The sequence below is a fragment of the Rathayibacter tanaceti genome (assembly GCF_009834165.1).
Taxonomy (GTDB): domain Bacteria; phylum Actinomycetota; class Actinomycetes; order Actinomycetales; family Microbacteriaceae; genus Rathayibacter; species Rathayibacter tanaceti.
Genome location: NZ_CP047186.1, coordinates 693,980 through 706,475, shown reverse-complemented (window position 1 = coordinate 706,475; position 12,496 = coordinate 693,980). Strand labels below are relative to the sequence as shown.

The window sequence follows — 12,496 nt, the reverse complement described above, 5'->3', positions numbered from 1 at the left end:
CTCGGGCATGTACCGGACACATGATGACCGGTACGGGCGCTGGACTGAGGTCACTTCGAACTCGTCGAAGCATTTGCACTCTGTAGGAGAAACCATGAGCGTCACCAGCGCCCTGCACGTCAACTTCCGCGGCACAGCGAAGGAGGCGCTGGAGTTCTACCACTCCGTCTTCGGCGGTGACCTCGTCCTCGCTCCCTACGGTGACGTCGACGCCGGCCAGAGCGCGGCCCAGTCCGAGCAGATCGCCTGGGGCCAGGTCCAGGCGCCTAACGGGTTCCACATCATGGCGTACGACGTGCAGGAGTCCCTGCCCTACGCCGCCGGCGAGAACGCCTTCTACGTCTCGCTCCGCAGCACCGACACCGAGGAGATCGAGCGGCTCGGCACGGCGCTGGCCGAGTCCGAGGGCGTGACGATCCACGTCCCCTTCGGCCCCTCGGTGTTCTCGCCGCTCTACGGCAAGCTGACCGACCGGTTCGGCGTCACCTGGATCATCGACGTCGTCGCCCCCTGGGGCTGAGACGCCCGCAGCCACGCGGGCCGTGGAGCCGATCGAGCGCCGTCATCGTCGTGTTCGCCGGGTGAGGCTCCGCCATCGGGTCTGCTCGGTGAACACGACCGCGACGCAGAGGGCGGTGACCGCGGGCGCGGGCGCGGTGGTCACGATCGTCCTGCCGCTCGGAGGCCGCGGTCGATGAAGTCGACCATCCAGGTGAAGCTCTCGTCGACGTCGGTGCTCATCTGGAATCCATTGGAGGTCTCGAGGGTGGCGAAGCCGTGCAGGATGCTGCGGAGCATCCGGATCGCATGGATCTGCTGAGCGGGGTCGAGGTCGTATCCGTGCAGGACGGCGGCGAACGAGCCCAGGGTGTGCTCCAGCGCCGCGGCCAGGGGATCCTCGGGGCCGGTCGGGGTGGCGCCGACGGTGGCGGCATAGCGGCCCGGGTGCTCCTTGACGTAGGTGCGGACCGTCTGGGCCGCAGCCGCGAGGGCGTCGCCACCGGCTCGTCCCTGCATCGCGTCGCGGAGCGCATCCCCGAGTTCGGTCGCGCCGAGAACGGCGACCCGGTGGGTGAGGTCGGCGAGCCCGTCGACGTGCTTGTACAGCGAAGGCGCCTTCACGCCCAGGCGCTCAGCCACGACGCTCATGTTCAGTGGCGCCGGGCTGAGCTCGTCCGCCAGATCCGCAGCCGCCTGGGTGACCGTCGCGGGCGCCAGACCTGCTCTAGGCATTGCTCGACGTCGGGGCGAGGGTCTTCGCGAGGAACGGGAGGAGCAGCGCGAGGACGGCGGCGGGGGTCTCCGTGTGCGGGTAGTGCCCGGCCCCGTCGACGACCTCGACGACTCCGAGGCCCGTGGGCAGGTCGCCGATGATGCGCATCCCCTCGGCGCGCGGATCGACCCAGTCCGGGTCGGCGCTGCCCTCGATGACGAGAACCGGGCAGCGGACCGCTGCCAGGTGCGCGCCGGCGTCCGCCGGCGAGGTCTTCGTCATGGCGTGCAGAACAGCCATCCGCTCGGGCCGGCGGAGCGCCGTCTCGATGCGGGCCCGTTCGACGGCCCAGTCGGCCGGCTTGGCCGGGATCGCGATGTCGAGGTACTTCATCCACCCCGCGAGGCTGCTGCCCATCATGACCCGGGTGAGCTGGGTCATGCCTGCGCGGACGTGCTTGTGCCGGAGGACGCCAAGGAGGTCGAAGGACTGCTTGCGGGTGAACGGGGCCAGCTCGACGATCCCCGAGATCACGTCGGGTGCCGTCGCCGCGGCGATGGTCGCCGCTCCCCCGCTGATGGACTGGCCGACGATGACGGCAGGGCCGCCCAGGTGGCGCACAACGGCGACCAAGTCGCCGGCGATGGCCGTCCGCTCGTAGGAGGACCAGCCGACACTGGAGTCACCGCAGCCGCGGATGTCCACGTTCGCCACCCGGTACCCGGCAGCGACGAGCTCGTGAACAAGGAACCGGTACGAGTGCCGGCTGTCGCCCATCCCGTGCGCCAGGACGACGAGAGGGCCGGTCCCGGCGACGTCGTAGGCGATGGATCCCTCGTCGGTGATCAGGTGTTCGAGCATGTCGGCCTCCATTGCTATTGGGTATAGCCACAAGCTATGGGCATTAGCCGCGCGCTGTCAAGTCGCGCTCGGGTCGTGTGCGCCCTGCGCGACCTCCGGCGGGCGAGGTCGGTGCGGCGGTAGAGTGCGCCTCTGGAGGGAGGGAGGGCGCATACCGATGAGTGCGACCATGGCCGACGTCGCGGAGCTCGCCGGCGTCTCGAAGAAGACCGTCTCGAACTACTTCAACGGCTACCCGTACATGACCGCCGAGACGCGCTCCCGCGTCGCGTCGGCGATCACGACGCTGAACTACAAGGTCAACATCTCGGCGCGCAACCTCAGTTCCGGCAAGACGGGCACCATCGCGCTCGCCATCCCGGAGATCGCTCATCCCTACTTCGCCGAGCTCGCTCAGTCGGTGGTCTCCGCTGCTCAGCTGCACGGCCTGAACGTCGTCGTCGAGGTGACCCACGGCGAGCACGACCGCGAACTCGCGCTCCTGCACGGGGAGAGTGGGCGGTACGTGGACGGCCTCCTCTTCCACGCGATCGCCCTGGGGCCCGAGGACATCGAATCGTCGACACTCGACGTGCCGGTCGTCCTCATCGGCGACCGGGTCTACGACGGTCGCTTCGATTTCGTGACCGTCGCGAACGCCGATGGTGCGTACGAGATGACGCGTGTGCTGCTCGGCGCCAAGAAGCGGCGCATCCTCGCCCTGGGGATGGAGCGCTCGACGATCGCGACCGCTGCTGCTCTGCGTTTCGAGGGGTACGCGCGCGCGCTCGATGAGGCCGGCCTGAGCCTCGAGGACGACCTGCTGATCGGCCCGATCCCGTGGAATCGCTCCTCCGGCGCGACGGCACTGGCAGCAGCACTCGACGCAGGTGTCGCGTTCGATGCGGTGTTCGGCTTCAACGATGCACTCGCGCTGGGGGCACTGAACGAGCTGCAACGCCGTGGTCGAAGCGTCCCGGGCGACGTCTCCGTCGTCGGCTTCGATGATGTCGAGGAGGCGGCGCTGTCGTTCCCGCCCTTGACGTCCCTCGATTCAGGGCGGAACTGGATCGCCGAGCGGGCGGTCGATCGGTTGCACGAACGGCTCCGGGACAACTCGCTGGAGCCAGAGGTCATCCTCGCCGAGCACGGCGTCGTACTCCGCAGCTCCGTGTAAGCGCAGTCCCACGCTTCGCTACTTCCCTCTTGCGCTCGTAGTACACCGGTGTACTGTTACGTGCAGTGCACCGGTGTACTACCGGATGCACCACACGCTTTCGCTCAATGAGGAGAACCATGGTCACCGCCTCCGACTCGCTCGCCGCCCCGGCCGCCCCGGCTCGCGCTGCAGCCCGCCGCCCTCTCGACGTGCGCCGTGTTCGCCTGAACGGAGGTTTCGTCGGCGACTGGCAGCAGGTCAACCGCGAGGCCACGCTCCCGCACTGCATCGAGCGGATGGAGACCTCGGGGGTTGTGGACAACCTTCGGCGCCTCGTCGGCGAGAGCGATGCTCCGTTCCGTGGCCCGCTCTTCGCAGACTCGGACCTCTACAAGACCCTGGAGGCCATCGGCTGGGAGGCCACTCGCGGCGACGTGAGCGAACTCCTGCCGTTCGTTGACGAGTCGATCCGCCTCCTGGCCGCCGTGCAGGGCGAGGACGGCTACCTGGACAGCTATTACCAGGGACCGCACGCCGGCGAGCGCTTCACGGATCTGCCCCAGGGGCACGAGATGTACAAGCTCGGCCACCTCGTCCAGGCGGCGATCGCCTGGGCACACGCAGGTCGCACCGACCTGCTCGAGATCGCGCAGCGCTATGTCGACCTCGTCCACACCACGTTCGGTGAAGGCGCCCGCGACGACATCGACGGACACCCCGAGATCGAGACGGCGCTCGTAGAACTCTCCCGCCTCACCGGGGAGCCTCGGCACCGGGAGCTCGCTCGCCGGATGGTCGAGCTGCGCGGCTTCCGCACGATCGGCGAGGGCCAGTTCGGGGGCGCCTACTACCAGGACCACACGCCGGTGAAGGACGCCCGTGAAGCGACCGGTCACGCCGTGCGCCAGCTGTACCTGCTCGCCGGAGTGAACGACCTCGAGCTCGACGACCCCGATGCGGGATACCGCGACACGCTCGATGCACTGTGGACCAGCATCCACCGCGAGAAGCTGTACGTCACCGGCGGTCTCGGCTCGCGCCATCGCGGCGAATCGTTCGGAGACCCGTACGAACTGCCCGCCGACCGCGCCTACTCCGAGACCTGCGCCGCCATCGCGAACCTGCACTGGAACTGGCGGATGCTGCTGCTGGACGGTGGTGCGCAGTACGCGGACGAGATCGAGCGCGGCCTCTACAACGCGATCGCCGTGTCGACGTCGCTGGACGGGAAGTCGTACTTCTACTCCAACCCTCTCCAGCTGCGCACCGGCCACACTCACGAAGAAGACGCCCCGTCGACCCGGCTCGACTGGTACTTCTGCGCCTGCTGTCCGCCCAACCTCGCTCGGCTCCTCTCGTCGATCAACGGGTACCTGCTCACCGAGTCCGACGACGCGGTGCAGTTCCAGATCTACACGCCCGGTGAGTTCGAGATCGGCGACGGGGTCACGGCAACGGTGCAGACCGGGTTCCCCTGGACCCCCGAGATCCGAGTCGTCTTCGACACTCCGACGACGCGCGTGACGCAGTACCGGATCCCCGCCTGGGCGGCCGGCGCGACGCTCTCGGTCGACGGCGGCACAGCCGTCGACGCCGCATCCGGCTTCACCGACGTGCCCAGCGGTGCGAGCAGTGTCGAGCTGCACATCCCTGTCGAGCCGGTGTTCGAACGTGCTCACCCCTGGGTGGACGGAGCGCGCGGAGCTCTCGCTCTGCGCCGCGGGCCGGTCTACTACTGCCTCGAAGAGGCGGACCTGCCGGGCGGCGTCCGGCTGGAGGACGTCGTCATCCCCGACCGCCCCTCGGCTTCGGACGCCGGCAGCGACCCCGTGCTCGCTGTGCCGGTGCTCGACATCGCCGGTGCGCGCACTCACGCCACCGCCGACGCCCTTTACCCGTCGGACCTCGATCAGAGCGCGGAGTCCGAGATCGGCACCGTGCGCGCGATCCCGTACTTCCGCTGGGCCAACCGGTCTGCCGGTGCCATGCGCGTCTGGATGCCCACCGTCTGAGCAGCGGGATGCGGCCGGTCCGCCGGTCGTCCTCGCCGAAGAACTCACTCACTCTCCTGAAAGACCCCTCCTTCGAAAGGACACGCAATGAGGCGTACGACCACCACCATCCTCGCGATGACCGCACTCGCGGCCACCGTCGTCGGACTGAGCGGATGCTCCACCTCCAGCTCAGGCGGCGACAGCAGCTCCGGAACGATCAGCGTCTGGACCCGCGACTCGCAGGCGACGTTCATGAACGCGCTCGCCGACGAGTTCAACAGCACTCACGACGACCTCCAGGTGGACGTGACCGTGGTCCCCGCGGCCGACTTCGTGCAGAAGTTCGGCACTGCAGCGGCCGGAGGCAACGCCCCGGACGTGGCCTCGATGGATCTCGTCTACGCTCCCTACTTCGCCTCGGCCGGCGCCCTCCTGGACATCAGCGACCGCGTCGACGAGCTCGACTACAAGGACCAGATGAGCCCGGGGCACCTCGCCCAGGGCGAGTACGAGGGCAAGACCTACGCCCTGCCCTTCAGCGGAGATGTCTCCGTCATGTACTACAACAAGGACCTCTTCCGAGCAGCCGGCCTCGACCCGGAGACGCCGCCGCCGACGATGGCCGAGGTGCAGTCGGCAGCGGAGGCGATCACCGCTCTGGGCGACGGCACCTATGGCTTCGCGTTCTCCGGAGCGTGCGGCGGATGCAACATCTTCTCCATCACGCCCTACATCTGGGCCAGCGGCGGCAACGTCCTCTCGGATGACGGCACGAAGGCTCAGCTGGACAGCGCCGAGGTCACCGACACCGTCACCATGTACCGCGACCTCTGGAGCGGCGGCGCGATGCCGGAACTCGTCCAGTCCGACAGCGGCGCCAACGCCGGCGACGCCTTCAAGCAGGGCAAGGTCGGCATCTTCAACTGGGGCAACTTCTTCATCAGCTCCCTCACCGACCCTGCCGAGGGTGCGGAGTTCGACTGGGGCGTCGCACTGATCCCCGGCGCGGAAGCCGGCCAGAGCGGATCCTTCTCCGGAGGAGACGACATCGCGATCACGGCGGGAGCGAAGAACCCCGATGGTGCATGGGAGTTCCTGAAGTGGGCCACCGGCGAGGACGGCCAGAAGGTCGTCGCCGACAACGGAGTGATCCCCATTCGCCTCGACCTCCTCGACAGCCTCTACATCCCGAAGGATCCGCGGTACCAGGTGTTCGCGGATGCCCTCGCCGTAGGCAAGGTGCCCTACAGCGTGATCGAGAACGAGCTCTTCAACGACTCGAACGGCATCTGGTCGACGATGCTCCAGGAAGCGGTCTTCGGCTCCGGATCCGTCGCCGATGCACAGGACAAGGCGCAGAAGGCTGCGCAGGCGCTGCTCGACGAATCGCAGTAATCGCCTCAGCGTTCGGTGGAGCGGGCCGTGAGGCCCGCTCCACCTCCCCGAAGAAGTTTCGACAATGACCGTCGAGGAGCATCGACAATGACCGCACTCCAACAGGCCCGCCCGATCGCCCCGGCGCTACCGCCTTCGCCGCCCCGTCGTCGCAACAGCATGGACCGGCGCCGTGGCACGCTCGGGTTCCTGCTGAGCTTGCCGGCCTTCATTCTTCTGGGGCTGTTCTTCCTCTGGCCGCTGCTGCGCACCGTCTACATGTCCCTCAACGACTGGCCGCTGCTGGGCGCCCCGGAGTTCATCGGCTTCGACAACTACGTCAAAGCCGCGACTGATGGGCAGTTCCTCAGTGCTGTCGGCTTCACCTTCTTCTACACCGCCGTCATGACGCCGATCCTGCTGGTCCTCGCCTTCGCGCTCGCGTTCCTCGTGCGCCGCGGCGGACGCGCGCACCGCTTCTTCCAGACCATCTACTTCCTGCCGGTCGTGATCGGTCTCGCCTCGGGCAGCTACATCTGGTTCTTCATGTGGCAGTCCGACATCGGCCCCACCACCCAACTCCTGGGCGACTGGGGATTGGTTAGTCCCACGAAGAACTACTTCGCCGACTTCTGGAGCGCGTTCGCGATCGTCGTCGCGATGGTGACGTGGAAGGTCGTCGGCCTGCAGATGCTTCTCGTTCTCGCCGGCATCCAGGCGATACCGGAAGAGGTCACCGAGGCCGCCCGAATCGACGGTGCCACGAGCTGGCAGAGCTTCTGGTACATCACGGTGCCGCTGCTGCGACCGACCCTTGCGCTGGTCCTCGTGTTCTCCGTCGCCGGCTCACTGCTCGCGTTCGACCAGTTCTACATCATGACCACCGGCGGACCGGCTGGTTCTACCCTCACCGCCGTGTACGAGATCTACCGCAACGGCTTCGTCAAGTTCGACGTCGGATACGCCTCCGCCCTCTCCATTCTCCTCATGCTCGTGCTCGGCCTCGTCAGCGCCGGACAGATGCTGCTGCTCAGGAACTCGGACAACGCATGAACGCCATCGCCACATCGGCTCACGCTCCTACGGCTACCGCCGCCCCCTCGAAAGTGGTTGTACCGCGCTCGCGGGCGCGCATCCTGCCCGTTGCGGCCTGGTGGGTCGTCTCACTGTGCCTCGCTGTGCTGACCCTCTACCCGATCGGGGTGATGCTCTCTCAAGTCAGCATCGCGAACGTCGTGAAACTGGCTGATGCCAGCCGCGGCCTCAGCCTGCTGCAGAGCCTCGGCAACTCTGCGTTCGTGTCGATCTTGGCGACGTTAGTTACCCTCGTCGCGAGCACCTTCGCCGGATACGCGTTCGCGAAGCTGCCGTTCCGAGGCAGCAAAGTGGCGTTCTTCGTGATCCTGATCACGTTCATGGTCCCGTTCCAAGCCGTCATCACACCGCTGTACATCGTGCTGAGGGACATCGGACTGCAGAACAACCTCGTCGGGGTCGCCCTCGTCATCGCCACGTTCAATCTGCCGCTGGGCACCTTCCTGATGCGCAACTCCTTCGCGGCGATCCCGGCCTCGCTCGAGGAGGCGGCTCAGATCGATGGCGCCAGCCCCTTCGCCGCACTGTGGCGAGTGATGCTCCCCATCGCCGTTCCCGCCCTCGTCTCGACCACGCTGCTGTCGTTCTTCGCGGCCTGGAACGACTTGTTCGCCGCCCTCATCCTGATCACCGACCAGAACCTCTACACACTGCCGGTCAGCATCGGCATCCTCTCCACCGATAGCCAGTTCGGCGTGAACTTCGGGCTGATGCAGACCGGCGTCACGGTCACCGTCATCCCCTGCGTGATCATCTACGTGCTACTGCAGCGCTACTACGTCGCCGGCCTGCTCGGCGGTGCCCTCAAGTGATCGGCCCCGCCCGACGCGCATCACCTCGAATCAGAAAGCTCGCAGCATGATCGTCCGCACTCCTCTCACCTCCTGGACCGTCGAAGCGTCCGGCTCGGCCGTCCCTGCTGCCGTCGGTTCAGCCGGCGCGATCGCCGCAACAGTGCCCGGCTCGGTGCACACCGACTTACTCGCGGCCGGTCTGATCGATGACCCGTTCCTTGACGAGAACGAGAAGACCCAATCGTGGATCGGACGCACCGACTGGACCTACCGAACCGTCGTCGACTGGAATCCCGACGGGAGCGAACATCATGAGCTCCTCTTCGAAGGCATCGACACCATCGCGACGATCTCTCTCAACGGAGCCGCACTCGCGTCGACGAGGAACATGCACCGCAGCCACCGGATCGACGTCACCGGGATGCTCGTCCCAGGCGCCAACGAACTCGAGGTCGCGATCAGCTCACCCCTCCGTGCCGCGGATGCCGCCAGTCTCGAGTTGGGCTACCGCCCGCACACCAACCACCACCCCTACAACGCCATCCGGAAGATGGCGTGCAGCTTCGGCTGGGACTGGGGAATCGACACCGCCACCTCCGCCCTGTGGAAGCCGGTCACTCTCGAGACCTGGAGCGGCGCGCGCTTGCGGGACGTCGCCCTGGCGGGTGTGGTCGTCGGCGGGGTTCCCCGCCTGCGCGGCACAGCGCACGTGACCGGAGAGGTCTCGGCACATGTCGTCGTCAGCATCGCGGGTGACGATCATCGCCTCACGACGGTCGACGGAGTCGCACGATTCGACGTCCCCGTCGACGGCGCGGCGCTCTGGTGGCCACGCGGTTACGGCGATGCTGCTCTGCACGACGTGCGAGTGCGGCTCGTGTCCGGCGACGACGCGCTCGACGAACGTGCCCACCGTGTCGGGTTCCGGTCGGTCGAGGCCCGCAGCACACCGGACGATGCGGGAACCGGATTCGCCATCATCGTGAACGATCAGGAGATCCACGTCCGCGGCGCGAACTGGATTCCGGACGACGCCTTCCTGCACCGCGTCGACCGCGCCCGCTACGCGCGCCGGCTCGCCCAAGCGGAGTTCGCGAACATCAACCTGGTCCGCGTGTGGGGCGGCGGGATCTTCGAGAGCGAAGATTTCTACGCCGAATGCGACGAACGCGGCATCCTCACCTGGCAGGACTTCCTCCTCGCCTGCGCCGCCTATGCCGAGGACGAGCCGCTGTGGTCCGAGTTCGAGGCGGAGGCGCGCGAGGCGATCATCCGGCTCGCCGCGCACCCGTCGCTCGTCGTCCTCAACGGCAACAACGAGAACATCTGGGGGTACCAGGACTGGGACTGGGACAAGAAGCTCGACGGACGCACCTGGGGCGCCGGCTACTACTACGACCTCTTCCCCGCCCTCGTCGCCGAGCTCGCCCCCCATGTCGCCTACACCCCCGGGAGCCCGTTCAGTCCCGACCGTGCCGCCCATCAGAACGACCCCGACAGCGGTACCGTCCACGTCTGGGACCTGTGGAACCAGAAGGACTGGCCCCACTACCGCGACTCGCGCCCCCGGTTCGTCTCCGAGTTCGGCTGGCAGGGCCCGCCCACCTGGAGCACCCTGACCCGAGCCGTCCACGACGACCCCCTCACCCCGGAATCACCCGGCATGCTCATCCACCAGAAGGCCATCAAGGGGAATGACAAGCTGACCGACGGACTCACGGCGCACTTCCCGCTCCCGAACACAATGGCGGACTGGCACTGGGCGATGTCACTCAACCAGGCGATCGCGATCCGCACAGCGATCGAGTGGTACCGCTCCCTCACGCCGCACTGCACCGGAACGATCGTCTGGCAGCTCAACGACTGCTGGCCGTCCACCTCCTGGGCAGCGGTCGACGCCGACGAACGACCCAAGCCGCTCCTCTACGCCCTCAAGCAGGCACACGCCGACCGGATGATCACGATCCAGCCGGACGGCGGGACCGGTCTCCGTCTCGCGCTCGTCAACGACTCGACGAAGGACTGGGCGGGTCCGGTCGAGGTGCAGCGGCTGCACTTCTCCGGCGACGTTCTCGAACGCTTCACCGTCCATGTCGCAGTCCCGGCGGGCAGCTCACGGAACGTCGTGCTCGACTTCCCGCTCACCCGACCCGACGACGTCGCGAACGAACTCCTGGTCGCCACCTTCGACGGCGAGCGAGCGCTCTGGTTCTTCGCGGAGTACCGGGCCAGCGGCCTGCAGCCCGCTCGCGTGTCAGTCGACGTGCGCAGAGACGGAGACGTCCACCTCGTGAGGGTCACTGCAGAGAACCTTGTCCGCGAACTCACCCTGCTCGTCGACCGCGTCGCTTCGGATGCCGTCGCGGATCGGGCGCTCGAGACGCTGCTTCCAGGCGAGACGGTCGAGTTCCGCGTCCGCGGCACATCAGAAGCGGACCCTGAGCAATTCGCCCACGCACTCGTCCTCCGTTGCGCCAACGACCTCGTCTGAGCCCAGCGCCCGCGGGTACAACCGCTCCCCAGAATGCCGGGCCGGCGCTCGCGCTGACGAGCCTCACGCGTTACCGAACAAGAGCGAACCGGCCCCGAGCCGATCCGGCTCCTTCCCAGGAGAGGGATCCGACCTACGCGGGGCCTGGCTTGGTGTGGAGGAAGCAGCTCGCCACCGCGGCAGCGATGATGAGTACGGCTGCACTGGTGAGGCTGAGCTGCAGGCCCAAGACGAAGGAAGCTTCGTCGGCGATGAACGCGCCGAAGACGGCGATCGCCACCGCGCCTCCGACCTGGCGGAACGTGTTGAACACGGCGCTGGCTGTTCCCGCTCGAGCGGGCGGGACGCTGCTCAGCACCACAGAGGTGACAGGTGGCATCGTGACCGCGCCGCCGAATCCGGTCAGGCAGACCGCCGTCCCGACGAGCAAGGGCGACTCGAGCGGAGCAGTGAGGACGGCGAGGGCGAGACCAGACGCCATCAGGACCAGCCCCGAGACGATCGGGACGCGGATCCCGAAGCGGTTGGCCAGCGTTCCACTGAGGACGTTGCCGAGGATGCTGAAACCTGCTCCGGGCAGGAACACGAGTCCGGCCAGGAGCGGAGGCAGGCCGAGCTGCTGCTGGAGGAACAGGCTCAGGACGAAGACCGTGCCGAAGTTGCTCACCATGAAGGCGAAGCCCACCCCGAGCGAGATACGCATTCCGCTTGAGCGGAACAGGTCCAGCGGCATCATCGGATGCGCTGCTCGCGCCTGGATTGCGAGGAACAGGACGATGGCGGCGACGGCCGTGGTGAGGCTCGCGAGGACGAGCGGTGCGGTGAACCCGACTGCTCCGCCCTCGATGAGGCCGAAGACCAGTGCGGTGAGCCCGACGACGGAGGCGACCTGACCGGCCCAGTCGAACGGGGAGGGCACGACCGGGGAGCGGCCCACAGCGCGCAGCAGGACGAGCATCAGCACGCAGACAGGCAGGTTGATCGCGAAGACGAGCCGCCAGTCTCCGGTGGTGAGCGCTCCCCCCAGCACCGGGCCGACGGCCGTCGCGACCGCGCCTCCGACGGCCCAGATCCCCAGCGCCCGCGTCCGTTCACGATCGTCGACGTAGGCCTCGCGGATCAGCGCCATCGACGCCGGCAGCATCACCGCCGCCCCGGCCCCCTGGAACGCGCGCGCCGCGATCAGCAGCTCGATCGAGGGAGCCAGTGCGCACGCGACCGAGGCGGCCGCGAACAGGACGATCCCGGACCGGAAGGCGCGCTTCGCGCCGAGGCGCTCGGACAGGTTCCCGGCGAGCAGAAGCAGAGCCGCGAACGTGAGCGTGTAGCTGTCGATGGTCCACTGCAGCGCGACCGTGTCACCGCCGAGGTCCCGGCCGATGGCAGTCAGGGCCACGTTCACGATCAGGATGTCGAGCGTGATCAGGAAGAAGCCGGACGAGCACAGCAGCAGCGTCAACCGGCGACGCCTGGCCGACGGTGCCTCCGTCACGAGCGGTGGGGACGGCGGGATCGCCGAGTCCGACTCGCCAGTGG

General features: G+C 67.6%; 10 protein-coding genes. 7 read left to right on the top strand and 3 right to left on the bottom strand.

Annotated features, from left to right (window positions below; all coding sequences use genetic code 11):
• Positions 1-94 precede the first annotated feature (94 nt).
• Complete coding sequence (locus GSU10_RS03365) at positions 95-520, top strand: glyoxalase/bleomycin resistance/extradiol dioxygenase family protein (RefSeq protein WP_068207695.1); 426 nt, start codon at positions 95-97, stop codon at positions 518-520.
• A 140-nt stretch (positions 521-660) separates the two neighbouring features.
• On the opposite strand, the gene GSU10_RS03360 is transcribed toward GSU10_RS03365, so the two are convergent.
• Together GSU10_RS03360 and GSU10_RS03355 are read right to left on the bottom strand one after the other, a co-directional pair.
• Positions 661-1,233, bottom strand: coding sequence for a TetR/AcrR family transcriptional regulator (locus tag GSU10_RS03360; RefSeq protein ID WP_082844921.1), 573 nt, complete (start codon positions 1,231-1,233; stop codon positions 661-663).
• Positions 1,226-2,074: an alpha/beta fold hydrolase gene (locus tag GSU10_RS03355; RefSeq protein WP_132504742.1), complete on the bottom strand. Its 849-nt coding sequence runs from the start codon at positions 2,072-2,074 to the stop codon at positions 1,226-1,228. The genes GSU10_RS03360 and GSU10_RS03355 overlap by 8 nt, the downstream gene beginning before the upstream one ends.
• A 169-nt stretch (positions 2,075-2,243) precedes the next feature.
• On the opposite strand from GSU10_RS03355, the gene GSU10_RS03350 reads away from it, so the two are divergent.
• The 6 genes from GSU10_RS03350 (at position 2,244) to GSU10_RS03325 (ending at position 10,960) form a co-directional block, all read left to right on the top strand.
• The gene (locus GSU10_RS03350) at positions 2,244-3,230 is read left to right on the top strand and encodes a LacI family DNA-binding transcriptional regulator (protein WP_159316545.1); all 987 of its coding nucleotides are present in this window, start codon (positions 2,244-2,246) and stop codon (positions 3,228-3,230) included.
• A 119-nt stretch (positions 3,231-3,349) separates the two neighbouring features.
• Complete coding sequence (locus tag GSU10_RS03345; protein WP_158286090.1) at positions 3,350-5,224, top strand: glycoside hydrolase family 127 protein; 1,875 nt, start codon at positions 3,350-3,352, stop codon at positions 5,222-5,224.
• An 87-nt stretch (positions 5,225-5,311) separates the two neighbouring features.
• Complete coding sequence (locus GSU10_RS03340; protein WP_068207705.1) at positions 5,312-6,601, top strand: ABC transporter substrate-binding protein; 1,290 nt, start codon at positions 5,312-5,314, stop codon at positions 6,599-6,601.
• Between the two features lie 87 nt (positions 6,602-6,688).
• The gene (locus GSU10_RS03335; protein ID WP_236713486.1) at positions 6,689-7,633 is read left to right on the top strand and encodes a carbohydrate ABC transporter permease; all 945 of its coding nucleotides are present in this window, start codon (positions 6,689-6,691) and stop codon (positions 7,631-7,633) included.
• 53 nt (positions 7,634-7,686) lie between these two features.
• Positions 7,687-8,487 (top strand): carbohydrate ABC transporter permease, encoded by an 801-nt coding sequence (locus GSU10_RS03330; RefSeq protein ID WP_068207709.1) that lies wholly within the window; start codon positions 7,687-7,689, stop codon positions 8,485-8,487.
• A gap of 46 nt (positions 8,488-8,533) precedes the next feature.
• Positions 8,534-10,960 carry a glycoside hydrolase family 2 protein gene (locus GSU10_RS03325; RefSeq protein ID WP_068207712.1) on the top strand — a complete coding sequence of 809 codons (2,427 nt, stop codon included), beginning with the start codon at positions 8,534-8,536 and terminating at the stop codon, positions 10,958-10,960.
• Between the two features lie 133 nt (positions 10,961-11,093).
• Here the strand turns inward: GSU10_RS03325 and GSU10_RS03320 are convergent, their stop codons facing one another.
• On the bottom strand, positions 11,094-12,419 hold the full coding sequence (locus tag GSU10_RS03320; RefSeq protein WP_082844924.1) for an MFS transporter: 1,326 nt from the start codon (positions 12,417-12,419) through the stop codon (positions 11,094-11,096).
• Between the last annotated feature and the right edge of the window lie 77 nt (positions 12,420-12,496).